At 69.6% G+C, this 18,143-nt stretch carries 19 protein-coding genes; 7 read left to right on the top strand and 12 right to left on the bottom strand.

The features are described 5' to 3' along the window. The first annotated feature begins 40 nt into the window (after positions 1-40). The 6 genes from sufC to C8K30_RS28695 all read left to right on the top strand — a co-directional run bounded on the left by sufC (position 41) and on the right by C8K30_RS28695 (position 4,944). Positions 41-811 (top strand): Fe-S cluster assembly ATPase SufC, encoded by a 771-nt coding sequence (gene sufC / locus C8K30_RS28720; RefSeq protein WP_108496318.1) that lies wholly within the window; start codon positions 41-43, stop codon positions 809-811. A gap of 30 nt (positions 812-841) precedes the next feature. Continuing rightward, on the top strand, positions 842-2,179 hold the full coding sequence (locus C8K30_RS28715) for a SufS family cysteine desulfurase (protein ID WP_233257546.1): 1,338 nt from the start codon (positions 842-844) through the stop codon (positions 2,177-2,179). Positions 2,180-2,207: 28 nt separating this feature from the next. Continuing rightward, the gene (sufU, locus tag C8K30_RS28710; RefSeq protein ID WP_108496317.1) at positions 2,208-2,687 is read left to right on the top strand and encodes a Fe-S cluster assembly sulfur transfer protein SufU; all 480 of its coding nucleotides are present in this window, start codon (positions 2,208-2,210) and stop codon (positions 2,685-2,687) included. A gap of 10 nt (positions 2,688-2,697) precedes the next feature. Further along, positions 2,698-3,078, top strand: coding sequence for a metal-sulfur cluster assembly factor (locus tag C8K30_RS28705; protein WP_255415799.1), 381 nt, complete (start codon positions 2,698-2,700; stop codon positions 3,076-3,078). Between the two features lie 392 nt (positions 3,079-3,470). Beyond that, positions 3,471-4,616: a tyrosine recombinase XerC gene (gene xerC, locus C8K30_RS28700; RefSeq protein WP_158281158.1), complete on the top strand. Its 1,146-nt coding sequence runs from the start codon at positions 3,471-3,473 to the stop codon at positions 4,614-4,616. A gap of 106 nt (positions 4,617-4,722) precedes the next feature. Beyond that, positions 4,723-4,944 (top strand): excisionase family DNA-binding protein, encoded by a 222-nt coding sequence (locus C8K30_RS28695; RefSeq protein ID WP_108496315.1) that lies wholly within the window; start codon positions 4,723-4,725, stop codon positions 4,942-4,944. A 264-nt stretch (positions 4,945-5,208) separates the two neighbouring features. On the opposite strand, the gene C8K30_RS30550 is transcribed toward C8K30_RS28695, so the two are convergent. The 9 genes from C8K30_RS30550 to C8K30_RS28655 all read right to left on the bottom strand — a co-directional run bounded on the left by C8K30_RS30550 (position 5,209) and on the right by C8K30_RS28655 (position 13,587). Beyond that, the gene (locus C8K30_RS30550) at positions 5,209-5,970 is read right to left on the bottom strand and encodes a hypothetical protein (RefSeq protein ID WP_146197635.1); all 762 of its coding nucleotides are present in this window, start codon (positions 5,968-5,970) and stop codon (positions 5,209-5,211) included. A gap of 133 nt (positions 5,971-6,103) precedes the next feature. Then, positions 6,104-6,727, bottom strand: a complete 624-nt coding sequence (locus C8K30_RS28690) for a hypothetical protein (RefSeq protein WP_108496314.1) — start codon at positions 6,725-6,727, stop codon at positions 6,104-6,106. A 693-nt stretch (positions 6,728-7,420) separates the two neighbouring features. Further along, positions 7,421-7,996, bottom strand: a complete 576-nt coding sequence (locus C8K30_RS28685) for a hypothetical protein (protein ID WP_108496313.1) — start codon at positions 7,994-7,996, stop codon at positions 7,421-7,423. 150 nt (positions 7,997-8,146) lie between these two features. Further along, on the bottom strand, positions 8,147-9,241 hold the full coding sequence (locus tag C8K30_RS28680; RefSeq protein ID WP_146197634.1) for a hypothetical protein: 1,095 nt from the start codon (positions 9,239-9,241) through the stop codon (positions 8,147-8,149). Between the two features lie 210 nt (positions 9,242-9,451). Further along, complete coding sequence (locus C8K30_RS28675; RefSeq protein WP_146197633.1) at positions 9,452-9,982, bottom strand: hypothetical protein; 531 nt, start codon at positions 9,980-9,982, stop codon at positions 9,452-9,454. A 121-nt stretch (positions 9,983-10,103) separates the two neighbouring features. Then, positions 10,104-11,096, bottom strand: a complete 993-nt coding sequence (locus C8K30_RS28670) for a hypothetical protein (protein ID WP_108496310.1) — start codon at positions 11,094-11,096, stop codon at positions 10,104-10,106. An 81-nt stretch (positions 11,097-11,177) separates the two neighbouring features. Then, positions 11,178-12,155, bottom strand: coding sequence for a hypothetical protein (locus C8K30_RS28665; protein WP_108496309.1), 978 nt, complete (start codon positions 12,153-12,155; stop codon positions 11,178-11,180). After that, positions 12,152-13,147, bottom strand: a complete 996-nt coding sequence (locus C8K30_RS28660) for a hypothetical protein (protein ID WP_108496308.1) — start codon at positions 13,145-13,147, stop codon at positions 12,152-12,154. The genes C8K30_RS28665 and C8K30_RS28660 overlap by 4 nt, the downstream gene beginning before the upstream one ends. Continuing rightward, positions 13,144-13,587, bottom strand: a complete 444-nt coding sequence (locus C8K30_RS28655; RefSeq protein WP_146197632.1) for a single-stranded DNA-binding protein — start codon at positions 13,585-13,587, stop codon at positions 13,144-13,146. Before C8K30_RS28655 ends, C8K30_RS28660 begins: the two co-directional genes overlap by 4 nt. A 166-nt stretch (positions 13,588-13,753) precedes the next feature. Here C8K30_RS28655 and C8K30_RS28650 point away from each other — a divergent pair, with 166 nt between their 5' ends. Beyond that, the gene (locus C8K30_RS28650) at positions 13,754-14,449 is read left to right on the top strand and encodes a hypothetical protein (protein ID WP_108496306.1); all 696 of its coding nucleotides are present in this window, start codon (positions 13,754-13,756) and stop codon (positions 14,447-14,449) included. A 27-nt stretch (positions 14,450-14,476) separates the two neighbouring features. Here the strand turns inward: C8K30_RS28650 and C8K30_RS28645 are convergent, their stop codons facing one another. From C8K30_RS28645 to C8K30_RS28635, 3 genes are all read right to left on the bottom strand, one after another. After that, positions 14,477-15,457, bottom strand: a complete 981-nt coding sequence (locus C8K30_RS28645) for a hypothetical protein (protein ID WP_108496305.1) — start codon at positions 15,455-15,457, stop codon at positions 14,477-14,479. Positions 15,458-15,579: 122 nt separating this feature from the next. Then, complete coding sequence (locus C8K30_RS28640) at positions 15,580-16,566, bottom strand: hypothetical protein (protein WP_146197631.1); 987 nt, start codon at positions 16,564-16,566, stop codon at positions 15,580-15,582. A gap of 430 nt (positions 16,567-16,996) precedes the next feature. Beyond that, on the bottom strand, positions 16,997-18,070 hold the full coding sequence (locus tag C8K30_RS28635; protein ID WP_108496303.1) for a hypothetical protein: 1,074 nt from the start codon (positions 18,068-18,070) through the stop codon (positions 16,997-16,999). Positions 18,071-18,143 lie beyond the last annotated feature (73 nt).

The raw sequence follows: 18,143 nt of genomic DNA, 5'->3' as shown, positions 1-18,143 counted from the left end.
TGAACCACTGACTTCGCAAGCTAACCCTGGAGCAACCGATATGCCCACCCTCGAGATCCGCGACCTGCACGTCAGCGTCGAGACCAAGGAAGGCCCCAAGCCGATCCTGCGCGGCGTCGACCTGACGATCGCCAGCGGCGAGACCCACGCGATCATGGGCCCCAACGGCTCGGGCAAGTCCACCCTGGCCTCGGCCCTGGCCGGCCACCCCAAGTACACCGTCACCTCGGGCACCGCCACGCTCGACGGCGAGGACCTCCTGTCGATGAAGGTCGACGAGCGCGCCCGCGCCGGGCTCTTCCTGGCCATGCAGTACCCGGTCGAGGTCGCGGGCGTGTCGGTCGCGAACTTCCTGCGCACCGCCAAGACCGCCCTCGACGGCACCGCCCCCGCCCTGCGTACCTGGGGCAAGGAGGTCAAGGGCGCGATGGAGAACCTCCGCATGGACCCGGTCTTCGCCGAGCGTTCAGTGAACGAGGGCTTCTCCGGTGGTGAGAAGAAGCGCCACGAGATCCTGCAGATGGAGCTCTTCAAGCCGCGTTTCGCGATCCTCGACGAGACCGACTCCGGCCTCGACGTCGACGCGCTGCGCATCGTGTCCGAGGGCGTGAACCGGGCCAAGGAGAACACCGACATCGGGATCCTGCTCATCACGCACTACACGCGCATCCTGCGCTACATCAAGCCCGACTTCGTGCACGTCTTCGTCGACGGCAAGATCGCCGAGGAGGGCGGCTCCGAGCTGGCCGACCGCCTCGAGGAAGAGGGCTACGACAAGTACGTCGGCGCGAACAAGACGGTCTCGGCCTGACCGACCGCTGAGGCACTTCGAGGGGACACCATGACCACCACCACCGCCACCGTGCGACCGGGAGACCCGGCACCGCAGGTCCAGCCCGCCGACGGCTCGCTCTCCACGACCGAGCTGGCCGCCGTCCGGGCGGACTTCCCGCTGCTCGAGCGCACGGTGCGGGGCGGTCAACCCCTCGTGTACCTGGACTCCGCCGCGACGTCCCAGAAACCGCAGGTCGTGCTCGACACCGAGGTGGACTTCTACGAGCAGCGCAACGCCGCGGTCCACCGCGGCGCGCACCAGCTCGCCGAGGAGGCCACGGAGGCGTTCGAGCAGGCCCGCGCGGCGGTCGCCGCGTTCGTCGGGGCCGACGAGGGCGAGATCGTCTGGCAGCCCGGTGCGACGGCCGCGATCAACGTAGTGGCCTACGCCTTCTCCAACGCGTCCCTGGGACGCGGGGGAGAGGCGGCCGAGCGGTTCCGGCTCGCGGCCGGCGACGAGATAGTCGTCACCGAGGCCGAGCACCACGCCAACCTCGTCCCGTGGCAGGAGCTGTGCGCCCGCACGGGCGCCACCCTGCGCTGGATCCCGGTGGCGGACGACGGCCGGCTCGACCTGTCGGGCCTCGACGAGATCGTCACCGAGCGCACCAAGGTGCTGGCCTTCGGGCACGTGTCGAACGTGACCGGGGCCGTCGCGCCCGTCGCCGCGCTCGTGGCGGCCGCCCGGCGCGTCGGCGCCCTCACCGTGCTCGACGCCTGCCAGTCCGTGCCGAACATGCCCGTGGACTTCCACGAGCTCGGCGTCGACTTCGCCGCGTTCAGCGGGCACAAGATGCTCGGCCCCACCGGCGTCGGCGCCCTGTACGGGCGGCGCGAGCTGCTCGAGGCCATGCCGCCCACCCTCACCGGCGGGTCCATGGTCGAGGTGGTGACCATGGAGAGCACCACGTACGCGCCGCCCCCGCAGCGCTTCGAGGCCGGCACCCAGATGGTCGCGCAGGCCGTCGGCATGGGCTGCGCGGCGCAGTACCTCGGCGAGCTCGGCATGGCCGGCGTGGCCCGGCACGAGACGGAGCTCGCCGCCGAGATGCTCAAGATCGCCGAGATCCCGGGCGTCCGGGTGATCGGACCGCTCGATACGGCCAACCGCCTTGCGGTGGTCTCCTTCGTGGTCGACGGCGTGCACGCGCACGACGTCGGGCAGGTGCTCGACGACAAGGGCATCGCCGTCCGGGTGGGCCACCACTGCGCCCAGCCGCTGCACCGCCGGTTCGGCGTGGCGGCCACGGCGCGCGCATCGGCGTCGGTCTACACCACGGTCGAAGAGGTTGTGGCTTTCCGGGAAGCGTTGGCGGGGGTCCGCGCGTTCTTCGGAGCAGAGTGAGAACTTCAGCACCGAGAAAGGCAGCGTCGTGAGCACGCTCGAGCAGATGTACCAGCAGGTGATCCTGGACCACGCGAAGCGGCCGGTGGGCCGTGGGCTCGTCGACCTCGCCTCGGCGGAAGGCCACCGAGCGGGGGAGTCGCACCAGGTGAACCCGACGTGCGGTGACGAGGTGACCCTCCGGGTCGACGTCACCCCCGAGGGCACTGTGGCGGGCGTCTCGTGGGAAGGGCAGGGATGCTCGATCTCGCAGGCGTCGGTGTCGGTCATGACCTCGTTGGTGGAGGGCGCGCCGCTGGCCGAGGTGGCGCGGCTCGACGGCCTGTTCCACGACCTGATGTCATCGCGAGGCAAGGGCCTGGGCGACGACGACGCGGAGGACTCCCTCGGCGACGCGACCGCCTTCACGGGCGTGTCCCAGTACCCCGCCCGAATCAAGTGCGCGCTGCTCGGCTGGGCGGCGCTCAAGGACTCGCTGGCGCGCAGCGGCGCGCTGGCAACGAGCTGAGGAGAGACCCATGACCGAGGCGAGCACCGACGTCGGGCAGGAAGAAGCCCAGGCCGCTCCCGCGCAGGGAGTGGGCCCTTCGCCCACCACAGTGGTGGACGTCGAAGAGGCGATGCGCGACGTGATCGACCCCGAGCTGGGCATCAATGTCGTGGACCTGGGCCTGATCTACGGCATCCAGGTGGACCAGAACAACCACGCGACGATCGACATGACGCTCACGTCGGCGGCCTGCCCGCTGACGGACGTCATCGAGGACCAGAGCGCGCAGGCGCTCGAGGGCATCGTTGACGGGTTCCGCGTGAACTGGGTCTGGATGCCGCCGTGGGGTCCGGAGAAGATCACGGACGACGGCAAGGAGCAGCTGCGGATGCTCGGGTTCAACGTCTGAGGATCGAGTGGGTTGGGCGGCGCGTCCCTGAACTGGGGAAATGCCGCCTGACCTGCGGATTCTCTTTCGGGCCTGTGGGACGGAAGTGGACAGGGATGGCCTCGTGAGGCCATCCCAAGTCCCACTGAAGTCCCACGGGTTCGGGGATGGATCCGCAGGTGGCGGGCCATTCTCGGGTTGTGTGCGGGTGTGTCGAAGTCCCACCGAGGACGGCTGGCGCGGTGGGCGCACCTGGTGGGCGAGAGGACCCACCCATGGCACGCAGACCTACACGTCGTACCTTCGGTCTCTTGGAGGAGCGCAGGAGCCCGGTGACCGGCGCGGTCACGAGTGTCCGGGCGCGGTACGTCGGCCCGGACACGGAGAAGCACGGCCGTTCCTTCGGCGACAAGATGGCGGCCGAGGCGTGGCTCAACGCGGAGCGAATCGTCATCGACCGCGGTGAGTGGAAACCGCCGAAGGCCCGTGAGCTGGAGGCCCGCCTCGCGCAGCAGCGTTCCATCACGTTGCGTGAGTGGGCGCGACGATCGATCGAGGGCAAGCGCCTGCGCAACGGCACGCGGAACCGGTACGAGACGGCGCTGGAGAAGCGCATCCTTCCGGAACTGGGCGACATCCCGCTGAAGGACCTGACCCGGTTCGACGTGGCCAGTTGGTACACGAAGCTAGCTGCGACGCTTGCGGAGGAAGCGCGGTCGCGGACGTGGCGCGGTCAGGAGAAGTCCGACGGACGTGGCGCGTTGTACTCGGCCTATCAGACGCTGTCGTCGATCCTGAACGACGCCGTCGACCACGAGTTGCTCGACGCATCGCCGGCGAAGGTCAAGGGTGCTCTTCGGTACAAGGCAGTTCACGAGCCGATCGTGGTGACGGCCGACAAGATGTGGCGGATGGCCGAGCTGATGCCGGACTATCTTCAGGCGATCGTGCCGCTGGCTGTTGCCACGGGTCTGCGAAACGGCGAACTGCGAGCGTTGCAGCGGCGCCACCTTGACCTCACGGACCCGACTCGGGCAAAGGTAGCGGTGCGGGGGACCGTGGCGAACCAGAAGGTCGCGGGCAAGTATAACCAGATCGGCCCGCCGAAGACTGATGCCTCCTATCGAGAGGTGGCAATCCCGTCGTTCGTCGTGCCGATCCTCAAGGAGCACCTGGCAAAGTTCTCTCGGCCGGGACCGGACGGGATGGTCTTCCCGGCGAAGCGAGGTGGTGTGCTGCACGCTTCGATCATCGAGCGGAACTGGGCCGTGGTTCGAACCGCCGTGGGGCTCGACGAACTGCACTTCCACGACCTGCGGCACACCGCCCTGACCTGGGCAGCGCGGTCGGGGGCTACATTGGCGGAGCTGATGGCGATCGCGGGGCACAACAACCCCACGGTGGTTCTTCACTACCAGCACCTCGGGGACGAGGAGCGTCGGCACAACATCGCCGAGAAGCTTGGGTCTGTGTTCCAGGACGAGGTCGCCGAGCGAAGGCTGCGCAAGGGGAAGGGCGTCGCCGGCGGGTACGCAGGGGAAGCGGGTCGGCTCGGCTGAGGCCACCTGCCTAGGTCTGGCGTGGACACTCTTGGCCCGTGATGGACGAGGTTGCGCACCTTGGTGGTGACGACGGCCGACGGCGCCGTGGGAGAGGAGTACGGCGATGAGTTCCCGGAACCCTTCCGTCAGGGCTGAGAAAAGTGTGCCAAGCGGTCGCCTCGTATCCCTCGCCGCGGCGGCCGACGACCTCAGCGTCTCGGTGAAGACGATTCGGCGCCGGATTGCCGACGGGTCGGTTCGGGCCTACCGGATCGGACGGCTGATCCGGATCGACCTCGACGAGGCGAGGGCAAAGTTGCTGATACCCGTGTCGAGCGCGCGGTGAGCGGTGGAACGTCTGTGGTCCACGCCGTGTGTCGAGCCAGTGGCCTGTGTCAGGGAAGCACCGACGGCACGGGCTATAGCGGCCAAGGGTCAAAGGTCGAGTGGGGGAGTCGAACGAGACGAGGATCGGTGCTGTTCCGGGCTGTGCTGCTCGGAAGGCTCTGGAGAAGGCCCAGTTCTGGGCTGCTGTGCGATCAGAACGCCGTTGGCGCGCAGTGGTGTGCTGATGCCTGCCAGGACGTTGTTGGCGATACGACGGGCGGCCTCACCGATCGTGAGAACAAGTCGGGCGCCGTGGTCGGGGTCTGGCGCGACGGCGAGCTGCGTGGTCGGGAACAGCGCGGTGCGTGGGTCCAGGCCGGTGGAACTCAGGACGAGGTGCGCCGCCGAGGAGGCGATGACGTCGATCGCGCCGTGCTGGGCGTCGCGTGCTTGCTCCATCACCAGCCGCAATACTGCGCCCCGTCACGATGTGTGCAAGGTCGGCGACGCGCTGACTGAGCGGTTGCCAGCCCGGCATGCGAACCGACCGGGCCTGGTGGTCGACGAGGGTCCGGGGCTGGTTGGCGTCGTAGGTGTAGGTCAGGCCGTAGCCGAACCGTTCGCGCCGTACCGACAGGTCGTTCCACACGCGCTGCCTGAGCCGATGGGCTCCGATCGTGTCGGCAGGTTCGACGCCGACGAACTCTGCGTCGTTGCGCGAGTCTTCTGGCCCGGTTTCGGCCAGGCTGAACATCTGCGTGCTGGGGTCTCTTGGACTGTTGAACGTGTCGTAGCCGAGGGCGTGGTCGAGCACCTGACGTCCGGCCAGGTGCCATTGGGCGGTACTGCCCAGAAGCCGTGGGAATGGTTCGGCCGGGTCTCGTTGCCCTGTGCTGATGTGCTCCTCGTGCTGCTGAGCGACATTGAGGATGTCCGCGAACGTGTGCCCGCGGAGCCAGGCCACGTTGCCGAGCATCTCTCCCCAGGATCCTGCCGGGTCGAAGGTCGCTACGGGCCAGGAGGTCCGGCTGGGTTCGGTGTCCATGGGAGAAGTCCTTTTCGCTCGAACGGATGGGGCGGTCCTGGGGTAGGTATGCACATGGATTCGGCAGACCCGGAACTCAGCTCTGACGTAGGACGTCGGCACCTAGTCCGGCGCGCCGGCGGTTCTGGGTTGTCTAGATTCCGAGCAGGTCCGGGCCCGGTGCGGGTGGCCGACCAAGCGGTGGCGGAGCGGAGGACCGCCCCCGCACCGGTCGTACCTGGGCTGTCGTCTCGTGGTGGACGGCTACTTCGGTGATCCCGTACAGGACGTCGCTCAGGTGCGGTTCGAAGTTCCCGTTCGCGGGTGCCACGGTCGTCAGGTCAGGGTCGATCGGGTCCGGGACGATGGTGCCCAGGGCGAACCAGGGGGTATCGGAGTAGCAGGCGTTGATGAGCATGTCCGGCCGGCCGTGGACGTGGACGAGGCTGCGTTCGATGAACGGCAGGCCGCTTGCTGGGTGGCCGGGCTCGCGACGTCGTAGCAGGAGCAGATCGGCGTTCAGAACGAGGCCGTCCTCGCAGGGGCCGACTCCCTGCTCGGTCCGGGGCGCGTCCGGGGGGTGACCGGCCAGCAGATCCGCGTCCTGCCCACCTGCCAGGAGGTGACCGGAGGTGCATCCGAGGGCTTTGATCTGTGCCCACAGATGGATGGCGATCTTCGTGTGCGCGTCAGTGGTAGGCGCTCGGACGTGCCAGTCGTAGGCGATTTCGTCCAGTGCCTTGAGCCGGGCGGAGTCATCGCTGTCGGCGCTCTGCATGATTGTCCTCGCTTCCTTCTTCCACTGGTGGTCGTGTCTTGCGGCGGTTCTGGGTCGGACAGGTGAGGCGTCGTTACTGCCGAGATCGGCTCACCGGTCAGACACGCGTCGCGTTGACGCGGCTGGGTGGCCGCAGTGCCGGGAGCCGCGCGCTCGTCCCTCTCGGTGGGCGGGACTAAGGGGTGGGGAGGTCGAGCCCGGTACCTGGTGGTGTCGTGTCATCTGCTCGGGCAGATCGCGGCAGAATGCTGGTTGCTCGGTGAGGGCGTTGGTGCCTGGTGAGGCGTGTGTCGCGCTGGGCCTTCCAGGTGGCGTCGACTCGCTCAAGGGCTGGCCGCGCTGTGCGAACGATGATCTGGCGTAGATCGTCGGGATGGATCTGCCGCTCGATCGCGGTCGACACGAGTGCAGTCAGCGGTTTGAACGCTTCTGCGTGTCGTAGGAGCCTCAGGACTGGTCGTCGGGGCCAGTGGGTGAGGAACGCGGCAGCGGCCGCGGTGGTGGCCATGGCAGGTCGCTGTGGGAGCGGTGCTGCACGGAAGGTGCGGACGAGCGCGTTGGTGCGTGCGTGGCGTTGCCGGCCGGTGACGGCGTGCATGAGTACTGCGTCCTGGACGGTGATGTCGGAGCTGATCAGATGTGCCAGGAGCTGCATCTGGGCCGGGTCGTCGGGCCGTCCCGCGGACAGACGCTTCAAGGCTTGCACCGCGATACGGGTTCGTGCCCGGGGCGAGGAGTGCTCCGGCGAGGTGGTCGGGTCCGGTTCGAGCTCGTCGAACAGGGGCGTGTCAGGGGGTCTGCCGGGTTCAGCGTCTGGTCCAAGGCTCTGGCAGTCACGGCGAGCTCGGTCAGGTCGGCCGCGATGATGTCGGGCGGTAGTGGGTGAGTGGGGCCCCACCCGTCGGCGGTCAGCGCTTGTGTTCGCCAGGTGTTGGCTTGCACGTGGATCTGCCCCGGGGTGACAGGGAGGAGCCCGTGGAGCGCGGTGACGAGCCAGGTGCTTCGGTCCTGCCCTGTCCTGCCGTATTCGATCACCAGCATCCGGGCGATCTCGTCTTGACGCTCCAGGCTCTTTGCTAGGTGATGCGCAAGATCGTTGGCCACGTTGTGGTGCGGGAGGTATGGATTCCACCGGAGACCGGTGTGCGTGATCGCCCGCCCGTCGCCATCGAAGGCAGCCACGACGAGGTCCGGGTCATTCCGGTCGAGGGCGAGCGAGTACGGCAGCGTCGCGAGGTACTGGCCGAGTTCTACCTGTTGGTCATCCATCGAAACTGTCCTCTCGTGTCCTGGCTGGTGGTGTCGGGGCCGTGTTCGCGTTCGCTCGTCGGGTCGAGTGAACGTCCGGCTGAGGTGCCGAGGGGCCCGTGCGAGACGGGTGCGCCGACGGCCGGCCCGGGGCTCTGAGGCACGGTCGGTTCAGAGCCCGGGCGTCTCCGGGTCGCCGTGGGTCTCCCGAGCGCGCTGGGCGGGATCGGAGGACGTGGTCGGACGCGTGCTGCGACGCTGGGCACGCCGTCGTCCCACGACAGCGCGTGCTTCGTCCAGCTCCCCGACCGGTCTCTCCGCGTTGACGCGTGGGATCTGCGTTTCCGGCTCGGTGATGCTGTACCCGATCGGTGCGTCCAGGTCGGCGGCAGCGGGCTGGGTGATCAGCTTGCGGGTGTGAGCGCTGCTGGTGATGTCGTTTAGTGCTGCCTGCAGCTGCGGCAGCAGGTCGCCGGGGTGGGGCACGACTGTCGTGGTGGGTGATCCCCAGGGGTTGGTCTGGCTGGTCAGGGTGCCCAGGACGTGCTCGGGGTGGTCGTTGAAGTATTCGGCCAGGTGCACGGTGGTCCCGTCGAGCGTGACGGGCCACGAGTCGGCGAACGTGGTCGTGACCGGCCAGGTGCGGAGCATCAGGAGCAGGTCCACCGGTCCGTCGTTGCCTGGCGTGCGGCGTAGGGCTCCGGCGGGCAGTCGAACTGCTCCGAGCAGGTCGACGGCTCCCTCCATCTGGAGGCGTGTGCGCTGGTCGGGGTGGTCCAGCAGCCTGCTGGAGGCCAGGAGCGCGATGATGCCGCCCGGGCGGGTCAGCCCTATTGCTCCAAGGACGTGGAGCTGTTGGTATTCGAGGTGCTTTTCGGATGCCTCGGTGGACCGCAGGACCATGTCGTTGGACGGGATGTTGTCGATCACGACGTCGAACGGGTCGGGGTCCAGGTTCAGGGGTCGGCGCAGCGGGAGCCCGGTGTGTGGCCAGCGCGTCGAGGGGACGGGTGCGGTCAGCTCGGCTGTCGTGCCGTGAGGGATTCGTCGCTCCGTGGCGGGCAGGCCGGCGTAGACCTCCGGGTCCTCGCCCAGGATGAGCATCTGCCCACCGGTGACACCGAGCTGACGCAGCGCCACCCAGAGCGCAGAGGCGATCTGTTCGTGGCGCGCGGTCGCGTCTTCCTGGTCGTGGTCATGCGTGGCAGCCAGATCCGCTTGGACGGCAAGGTCGGGGTCGGGCACGGGGCCTGGGTTCGGTTCCATCGTCACCACGCCAGCCCTTTCGTCGGCCCAGGGTCTGGCCGACTGCCTGGTCCGGTCTCGGCGTGGTCCTGGTGGGTGCGTTCGTTGGTGGTCATCGCGATGCTCCTGTCCCGGGCGTGCAGGGTGTACCGGTAGGTGCGCCGGCGCCGCCACGCTCTAGTGCCCGTGAGCCCTTTGGAAATGCCTGCGCTTGAGGGTTGGCACTACTGGTCAGAACGGGGGCTCGATGCCCGGGAGGTGGGATGGCTTCGGGTGCTGCGGGTAAGCGGGCGTGAATCCGAAGATGACGGCTTGCCCCGGCGTGCGGCGTGGGATGAGGCCTCGGATCTCCAGCTCGGCGCGGATTTGCGCCGCCTCCCGTGCGGCGGCCCGGTAGTCGTAGATGGTCGGGCGGACGCTGACCCAGCGGTCGCCGTCCTCGTCGCTCCGGGCCTCCTCCCGAGGCCCTCGTCCCATGTTTTCCAGGACCTGGCCGGCGAAGTCGGGGGCATCGAGGACGCGTTGGATGTTTCCTTTGGCCCGGATCAGCCGGGGCAGGCAGAACGGCGGGCCGGGGTCTGGGTCGACGGATCCGAAGGAACGGGCGTAGAGCGCCTCCCTGAAATCGAGGTACTCCTCCTGGACGCGGCGTGCGGCGCGCAGCCGAGACGCGTCAGCTCCTGCGCTCATCCCCGGGATACCGAGGGTGAGCGCGTGCCAGCGGTCGACGGCCATGGCCTGGACGAAGTTCATGGCGGGCATGACGGGGCCTCTTCTCAGATCGGCGTGCACCACTGGCGACCGGCGGATGATGAATGCCATGCCCTGTGGTCGGTACCTGACGGGTGAGTGCCTGCTCCGGGCAGCGGCGTCGGGTCCGGTGCTAGAGCGTGGGGGTGTCCGGGTCGGTGCCCGGTGCACGCGGCGCACTACCGGGCGCCGCCGGGCGTGGTCGGCTTGTCCGCGGGGGTCGTTCCTGGGCGTAGAGGCGACTGCCGATGGCGACGTCTGCCTGGTCCTTGAGGACGTCGCCGAGGTCGACGCTGAAGTCTCCGTCGATCGGGGCCACGGTCGTCAGGCCGGGTTCGATCGGGTCGGGTACGACGTTGCCCAGCATGGCCCAGGGCGCGATGGCATAGCAGTTGTTGACGAGCATGTCCGGGACACCGTGGACGTGCATAGGACTGCGGCCGACGAACTCCAGACCGTCGGGCGGGTGGCCGGGTTCGCGGCGGCGCAGCAGCAGCAGCAGGTCGACGGGGCTGTCCAGCAGAGGGGCTCTGCGCAGCGCGGAGGCCGGCAGGCGGGCAGCCGCGATGAGGTCGGCCTGCCGGGAGATGGAGCGGCGTGGCTGGGTGTCGCTACCTTCCAGCAGCTGGCGGTGCGCCAGGGCGACCAGGAGCCCGCTGGGTCGTAGCCAGCTCAGGGTGTCCTGGATGAGGCCGTGGTGCAGCAGGGCGATGTCGGTCTGGTTGTCCCGCTTCATTGTCCGGATATCGGCGAAGGGGAGGTTGGCGATCACGACGTCTACTTCGTTCAGGTCGGGCTTGTCCGCTGGGCGCAGGTTCAGATCGAGGTGGGGCCACTGGTTTGCCGGGGGAAGGTCGGCGGCCAGCAGGACACGGTCCTCGATGTCGTCGAGGTTTTCGACGGGGATGCCGTCCAGGGCGCTCGGCGTGCCCGGCGGGGCGCCAGCGAGAAGTTCGGCGTCCGCTCCGACGACAACGAGGCTTCCGTTCGTGTACTCGAGGGCCTTGAGGTGGCCCCACAGCTGGGTGGCGATCGCGTGGTGCGCGTCGCTGCCCGACGTGGCCTTATGGATGTGCTGGGCCATCGTGTCCAGGACCGTGGGTGTGTCGCCGATCAACATCTCCATGACGTTGTTCCTTTCCTGACGTCGTTCCTGATGTCGTGCTGTTCGTCGAGGCAGGTGTCGTGAGTCGAGCGGGCTCTGTGCTCACAGTCCGAGGTCGGGTGCTTCGTCCGGGCGCCGCGGTGTACTGCGTCGGGGAGTTAGCGAGGGCGGCGTCGAGCCCGCGCCTGGTGGGCTGGCGGTGCGAGGGCCGTGCTGGCGCGCGATCTCGGCGAACACGGCTTCCAGGCGTCCGGGCCAGGTGCGGTCGGGGTCGTGAACGGCCAGCTGCTTCATCCCCCAGTAGTCGGTGCCCACTTTTCGGGTGCCGAGCACCCGGTCTGGGTGGGTGGTGAAGTGAGTGGTTTCGTGCAGACCGTCCTGGGATGACCACTGCACGCCGGGGAACCGCAGCTCCGTATCCGGGTGCGGGCTCTGGCGGCGCCGCAGGACCAGGACGTCCACCGGCGCGTCGCAGGCTCGTGCTGCGCGCAGGGCGCTGGAGGGCAGCCGGACCGCACCGAGGAAGTCGGCTATCCCTGCCAGGGGCGCCCAACGCCCGGGGTCGGGGAAGTCCAGGACGGAGTGGTTGACCAGGAACACGGCATGTCCGCCAGGCGCCAGATCTTTCAGGGTCCCGGCGGCCTGAAGGTGAAAACGGTGGTGCCGTATCGCACGGGCTTCGGCGCTGCGTAGGCGGACGTCGTTGTTCGGCATCGATGCGATCGCGACGTCGAACGGGCGGGTGGTGGCGAGGTTGAGGGGGTAGCGCGTGACCGGGAACGTCTCCCAGGCGGCCTGCGGCCCACGGACGCCGAGGGTTCCCTGCCACCGGTCGTAAACGGGAAAGCCGTTGGCGTCTCGGGGTTCGGGGCGCAGCGGGTCGCCGGTCAGGAGGATCTGCGGGTCGGCCCCGAAGGCGAGAACACGGCCGCCGGCCCGGGCGCCCAGGCCCTGGAGCAGCCGCCAGATACTCTCGGCGAGCCGTGCGTGCGATCCGGTGGCGTCGGCGTACGCGTGTGCTTTCATCGCTGCGACGTCGGCCTGCTCCAAGGCCTTCTGCCGGTCAATTTCGCGGTTCATGAGGTGCCTTCCTGCTCCGTGGTGTCCGGCTCCTGCTGGTCGCCGTCCTGCCCGGTGTCGTCCGAGTGGGTTCCGGGGAGGTGCCAGGCTTCGCGCAGGCGTTCGATCCGGCGGGCGCGGGCCTGCTCGATCTCGGCCTGGGCCTGAACCTCGATCTGGCGGCGGCGGGCGACGTCGTCGGTGACGAACACGGCGAAGTCCGCGGCCCGGTCGGTCACCGCCACCGGGGCCGGGCTCTTCGAGGCCTCCTCGCCGGGCCAGGTCGTGCGGCGGGTGGGCCGGTCCTCGGTCAGGGTGGTGCCGCACCGCTGGACCCAGTCGCGCAGCCGGCGCCGGGAGTCACCCAGGTCGCGCAGCCACATCAGCGGGGAGCCGGGGTGGGCGTCCTCGGTGTGCGCTGCCAACCAGGCTGTGCGTAGCGCGGACAGCTCCCAGACCAGCTCGGTGTGCCGGTGCCACAGCGGCGGGAGCTCCTGCGGTGTGAGCCCGAAGTCGTCGCGCAGCCAGTACACGAACCCGTCCAGCTGCCACCACTCCTGCTCAGCCCGGTCCGCGTCCAGGGTGTTCCAGTTGACCGGCACCACCGGCTCCGCCTCAGCCTCCGGCAGCAAGCCCGGATCCGAGGCCCCGCCAGTCACGTCAGGCACTGCCTCCCGTGCCCAAGGATCGGGGGCCGGCTGTGCGGTGGAGAGGTCTGTCCCGTCCGGCTCGTCGTCCGCATCGCCTGCCGGTGGAACGTCGCCGTCGTCCGGGAGGGGGTCGCCGGGTCGCCAGCCCAGCAGCCGCAGCAGCGACTCCTGTGACGAGCTGCCCAGTGCTGCCTCCTGCACTGCCCGGAGCTCCTCGGAGTCACCTGCACCATCCGGCCGCGTCGGCGATCCGTTGGTGGGCGTCGTGCCGTCGATTTCGGGTTCGTCGCGGCCGGGCAGGTTGTCCGGGCCGGGATCGGCGTCGTTGGTGTCGGGCTCGGATGTCTGGTCCGGGCTGGTCATGACGCTTGCCCTGCGCCGGTCCGCGGAGCACGCGTACCTGATCCCGCCAGTGCGGCAGCGGGGCTCGTCGGGCGTAGCCGGCGGCGGGTGCGGGTGACCTTGTACCGGGTTCGTGCCGCGTCGTGCCCGATCCGGCGCGCGACGAACTCGTGACACTGCACCGTCTTCCCGTCACGCTGAGCGTCGTAGGTGTTGACGTGCCCGGACGCGACGAACGCGTCACCGGGACGAAACCGGGTCCGGGCTCGCTGGGTGCCTTCGTGGAAGACGACCAGGTCGCAGGTGACGGGCTCCTGGGCGGTGAACGTCTCGTCCTGCTCGTGGCGCCACCGCTGGACCCGCACCGTGGCACGCAGCACCGGGATACCAGTGCGTGTGGTGCCGGGCCGCAGCCCGGTCAGGAACACGCCTTCCAGGCTCTGTCGGATGGGGATCGTCATGATCGCTCCCTGCCCCCCTTTGAGGTTCCAGACACCCGGTGGGTGTCCGTGGTCAGCGACCAGGTGCACACCGAGCACCACCTCCACGAGCAGGTCCGTGCCGGCCGAAAACGGCGCGAGCGATGGTCACCTGCACGGTGCCCGCCCACCGCGTATCATCGAACGTATGTTCGAGTCCGACAGTGGTGTGTCACTGCTGGAGACGGCGCGCACCGCTCTGCGCTCGGCGGAGCGGCGTGTCGGGGTGCGCCACCGGTCCGAAGTTCTCGCACCGGTTCCGCAGCACCCGGAGCCCCTGACCGGCCTGCTGCCCGGCGGTGTGCTCCCGGTCGGCGCTGCCGCGGTCGTCCGTGACTCGGCGGGCCTGCTGGGCTGGCTGGTGGGTGCTACACAGCACGGCAAGTGGCTGGCGATCGTCGGGTGGCCCGCGCTCGGCATGGTCGCGTTGGCCGAGGCCGGCGTCGACCTGGAGCGCACGTTCCTGGTCCCGGACGCCGGCGGTCAGGCCGCCGCCGTCCTGGCCGCTCTCCTTGGCGGTATCGACGTCGTTGTCGTCGGTCCAGGCGCGCAGCTGACCGAGGCGGAGCAGCGCCGGCTGCTGACCCGCGCCCGCCAGCACGGCAGCACCATCCTCAGCCCGCAAGCCTGGCCGGGCGCGACCCTGCGACTGCACGTCGAGCACGCCACCCGGGCCGGTATGGACCAGGGGAACGGCTATCTGCGCGAGGCACAGCTGTCGGTCGTGCGCAGCTCGGCCGCGGACGGACCCGGCCGCCGGTTCACCATCGACCGCGACCGAGACCGTGTGATCGCTGTTCAGGCGCATACCTGGGCGTCGGCCGCGCGAACAGCGGTCGGGTAGCGCCTGCGGCGCCGAGAGCGCAGGCAGTCAGAGGTGCAGATCGTTGCCCGGGCCTGGACGCTCGACGCGGTCGATGGACCAGGGCGCGGCAGGGCTTCGAGGATGGTCAGGTGTCGGCGGGCGCAGGAAGCCGGGCGCAGTCAGCCCCCGCTGAGTAGCGGCACCGCCGATCCGCTTGAACGCTTCCTCCATCCGCTCACCCAGGCGGGTCCGGTCCGCGACCGGGACCAGCAGCGGCGAACTACCAGGGCCTGGCAGCACCCGGCTCAGGACATGTTCGGGGTGATTGGCGAAGTACTCGTTGATCGTCACGGATCGCTCGCCGAGCTGGATCATCGACAGGTCGGTGAACGGGTGGCCAGTGCTGCGGACCCCGGTGGGTCGGCGACGCAGCAGGACGACGTCGAACGGCGTGCCCGGTCCGTTGGGTGAGGGGCGTGGCGGTAGCCGGAGCGCGCCGACCAGGTCGGCCTGGCGGGCGAGCTTCTTGCGCCCGCTGGGGTCGGGACTATCCAGGACCTGCGGGTGCACGAGCGAGACGCTGATCCCACCTCGGGTCGACAAGATGACCCCCTCGGTGAGGAACTTGGCCCCGTACTCGGCCAGGGCTCGCTCCTGACCTGGTTTGTAGGACGACTGCCGGAACGGGATGTCCTGCAGCACGACACCGAGCTGTCCGCGGTACTCGGGGAGGCGGGGCAGGTCAGCTCCCAGGTGATGCAGCCGGACGCGGTCGTGCCCGGGCGCGTCAGGGATCATCGCGACGAACGCGAGGTACCCAGTGGTCGTGCCTGCACGCTGCAGGTGGGGTGCCCGGCCGGCCAGGGCGTCGCTGTTGGCTCCCCGCCCGCCCATATACCCACTCTCGTAGCCCAGTGCCCGCAGCACCGGCCACAGGTGCCGGCCCACCTGCCAGGCATCGGCGAGGGCGTCCGGATCGCCTGCGCCCGTGGCGCGGCGCAGCTCGGCTACTGCCGGGGTGGGGGCGGTATTCGTCGTGGTTTTCATCGGGCTCCTCCTACTCTCTTGACGGTGTCGATCACGTGGCCTCGACCAGCACGTCCTCGCAGGACCTGGGCGGTCAAGGCTGGCGGCTTCCGACCCGCCGGTCTCGCCTCGGCGAGGCAGGCTCACAGAGGCGGTACGGAGTCCGCGGCCCGCGATGACCGGTCGGCCTCGACACCGGTCCGCGGTATGACGCGGGAGGCCGCCCGGGGCGCGCGCTGAGCGTCGACGCTTGCTGTCGTTCCCGGCAGTGCGGGCGGCGTATGGGCACGGGTGATCTGGTCCAGGACTTGGGGAAGTCGGGTGAGCCAGGTCTGCTCGGTGTCCAGCACGGTGAGGTGGTCCATGTCCCACCGGTCAGTGCGGACCATCGGTAGACCGAGCACGTGACCGCGGTGGGACCGGTAGTACTCGCTGACCGGGATCTCGCCGCTCTGCATCAAGACCGTGCCCGGCACCACCAGCTCCGGGCCCTGCCCGGGTGCGTGGACGACGGCGTGGTGCCCATGCCTGCGGAAGATCAACAGGTCGAACGGGGCGTCGCACCTCGCGTCGGTGCGTAGCGCATGGGAGGGCAGCCGTGCCGCACCGAGGAAGTCCGCGACCTCACCGGCTTCTTCCCACCGGTCGCGGCGGGGCGTGTCCAGGATCGTGTGGCTGGCCAGCGCGACCACGAGCCCGTCCGGTGCAGCGCTGGTCAGTGCGCCAGCCAGATCCTCGTGGAACAGGCGCTGCTGGTTGCTCCATGCGGTCATGCTGCGCGCCCGCACGTCCAGACCGACCTGGGAGACGATCTGTACGGCGAAGAGGCCACGGGCCCGGGCTCCGGCTGGTTCGGGCGCGGGGTCGACGGTGAATGCGGGGTAGGGCCACCTCGGCGGGGTCATCGCCCGCCACGTGGCCGCTGCGTCCCACAGGCTCGTCGCCCGCCCATGTTCCTCGGGTGCGGTCGTGCCGACCAGGACCGCGGCGTCCAGCCCGGTGGCCAGGACGTGCGAACTGGTTGGTACGCCGAGGGCCTGGGCGGTGTGCCAGATCTGCTGCGCCAGGAACCGGTGCCCGGAGCTGGCATCTGCTTTGAGGTGAGCGGTGATCGCGCGCTGGTCGTCCATGACCAGCTGCTCTTCTTGCCTTTCGACCCAGCGGTTCATCGCGCACCACCAGCAAGGGCGGTTCCGGCGCAGACGCCGCCTGTGCACCGGGCGGGAGCGGCGAGGGGTCGTGGGCTGGCCGCGTGCGGGTCGTTCCTGGTCATGGTGTCCTCCCTGCTCTGATCCCGGGCCGCGTGTTCTGGCCGGCTCGGTAGCGGCTGGGTCTGGCTGCCGCAGGTCAGGTGGATTGCCGCCCCCAAGGGGGCTCAGGCGAGGCGTCTCACAGGCTCGGGGGCGGGCCGTCGGGCTGAGCGTTAAGACCCGGTCTGGGATCGTGCGAGCGTTCCGGTCCGGGACCTGGCTCCGGGCGCTTGTTCGGGGTGTCCTGGGGCCCGGGGCGTGGTCATGACCGCGATGAGGTCGGGGCGGGGTGGTCGGTGGGGCCCTGTGTTCACAGCTGCGGGCCCGGATGGTCAGGCCCAGGCATCTCGCGTGGGGATGGCGGCCTGGCTGGGGCCCGGCCCCGGTCACTGCCTGACCAGCTCGCCGGTGGGCCTGGCGTGCTGCCGGGTCCCCGCCCTCGTGCTTGAGTCGGGGACTGAGCGTCGCGACCGTCGCCTGGCATGTTGGGCCGAGCGGTCAGGCCCCAGCCGATGGCGTTGCGCACGATCTGGGAGAGCGTGGTGCGCAGGTCCTGGTCCAGCGGGACCATGTCGGGCTGGATCGTCAGGCGTGGGGGTCCCCAGGGCATCGGTTTGGTGACCGGGCGGCCGAGCATGTCACCGGGCCGGTCCTGGAAATACTCGCTGTGCCGGACCGGCACCGAGTCGAGCAGGAACTGGACGCTGGTCTCGAACCTGGCTCCACCCCGGGGCTGCCCGTCAGGGCGGCGGCGCAGCAGCAGGAGGTCGACCGGGCTGTCGCACCCGGCCACTTTCCGCAGGGAGCCGCCCGGAAGACGGGCGGCACCGAGCAGGTCGGCCAGTACCGCCATCGCCCGCCGAGGCCCGGGATCGGGGGCGTCCAGCACGTCGGCGCTGACCAGGGCAGCGGTCAGCCCTCCGGGGGCGGTGTAGGACAGGGAGCTGAGCACGGCCTGGTTGTGCTCCTGCCACCTGCTCTCCCGCAGTGTCCCGTCGTGATGGACGACGTCGGCGTAGGACGCGTTGAGGACCACGACGTCGAACTGCCCGGGCATGTAGTCAGGCACGAACGCGGCCAGGTCCACGCCGAGGTGCCGCTTCCCGCGGCGGGGGATGTCCGCCTGCAACTGGTCGCCTTGACCCGGTCGAGAGGCCCGCAGGGCCTCCGGCATCCCGGCCAGGGCCTCGGGGTCTGTCCCGCGCAGTAGCATCCGCCCACCGGTCATGCCCAGCGCACGTATCGCGGTCCAGATGTGCCCGGCCACCAGGGAGTGCGCCGTCGTCGCGCTGGTGTGACGGTGGTCGTGCATGGCCACCATGTCGGCCTCGATCGCCGGGTGGTCCATCGGGAACGACCTGTCGGGGAAAGCGGGGCTGGTCACCGGGGGCCTCCTTCCGCACGGTCGGCGGGGTAGGGCAGGTGCACGTCCGGTGCCACGCGCCGATCCAGGTGCG

It is taken from the genome of Promicromonospora sp. AC04 (genome assembly GCF_003058225.1).
In the GTDB taxonomy this organism is placed as follows: domain Bacteria; phylum Actinomycetota; class Actinomycetes; order Actinomycetales; family Cellulomonadaceae; genus Promicromonospora.
The sequence above is the reverse complement of the archived record's forward strand: the minus strand, read 5'-3'. Positions and strand labels throughout refer to the sequence as shown.

Bases quoted from the DNA above. Each gene is read 5' to 3' on its own strand.
- sufC (WP_108496318.1), top strand. From the start codon at position 41: ATGCCCACCCTCGAGATCCGCGACCTGCACGTCAGCGTCGAGACCAAG.
- C8K30_RS28715 (WP_233257546.1), top strand. From the start codon at position 842: ATGACCACCACCACCGCCACCGTGCGACCGGGAGACCCGGCACCGCAG.
- C8K30_RS28705 (WP_255415799.1), top strand. From the start codon at position 2,698: ATGACCGAGGCGAGCACCGACGTCGGGCAGGAAGAAGCCCAGGCCGCT.
- xerC (WP_158281158.1), top strand. From the start codon at position 3,471: ATGGCGGCCGAGGCGTGGCTCAACGCGGAGCGAATCGTCATCGACCGC.
- C8K30_RS28695 (WP_108496315.1), top strand. From the start codon at position 4,723: ATGAGTTCCCGGAACCCTTCCGTCAGGGCTGAGAAAAGTGTGCCAAGC.
- C8K30_RS30550 (WP_146197635.1), bottom strand. From the start codon at position 5,970: ATGGACACCGAACCCAGCCGGACCTCCTGGCCCGTAGCGACCTTCGAC.
- C8K30_RS28690 (WP_108496314.1), bottom strand. From the start codon at position 6,727: ATGCAGAGCGCCGACAGCGATGACTCCGCCCGGCTCAAGGCACTGGAC.
- C8K30_RS28685 (WP_108496313.1), bottom strand. From the start codon at position 7,996: ATGGATGACCAACAGGTAGAACTCGGCCAGTACCTCGCGACGCTGCCG.
- C8K30_RS28680 (WP_146197634.1), bottom strand. From the start codon at position 9,241: ATGGAACCGAACCCAGGCCCCGTGCCCGACCCCGACCTTGCCGTCCAA.
- C8K30_RS28675 (WP_146197633.1), bottom strand. From the start codon at position 9,982: ATGCCCGCCATGAACTTCGTCCAGGCCATGGCCGTCGACCGCTGGCAC.
- C8K30_RS28670 (WP_108496310.1), bottom strand. From the start codon at position 11,096: ATGGAGATGTTGATCGGCGACACACCCACGGTCCTGGACACGATGGCC.
- C8K30_RS28665 (WP_108496309.1), bottom strand. From the start codon at position 12,155: ATGAACCGCGAAATTGACCGGCAGAAGGCCTTGGAGCAGGCCGACGTC.
- C8K30_RS28660 (WP_108496308.1), bottom strand. From the start codon at position 13,147: ATGACCAGCCCGGACCAGACATCCGAGCCCGACACCAACGACGCCGAT.
- C8K30_RS28655 (WP_146197632.1), bottom strand. From the start codon at position 13,587: ATGACGATCCCCATCCGACAGAGCCTGGAAGGCGTGTTCCTGACCGGG.
- C8K30_RS28650 (WP_108496306.1), top strand. From the start codon at position 13,754: ATGTTCGAGTCCGACAGTGGTGTGTCACTGCTGGAGACGGCGCGCACC.
- C8K30_RS28645 (WP_108496305.1), bottom strand. From the start codon at position 15,457: ATGAAAACCACGACGAATACCGCCCCCACCCCGGCAGTAGCCGAGCTG.
- C8K30_RS28640 (WP_146197631.1), bottom strand. From the start codon at position 16,566: ATGGACGACCAGCGCGCGATCACCGCTCACCTCAAAGCAGATGCCAGC.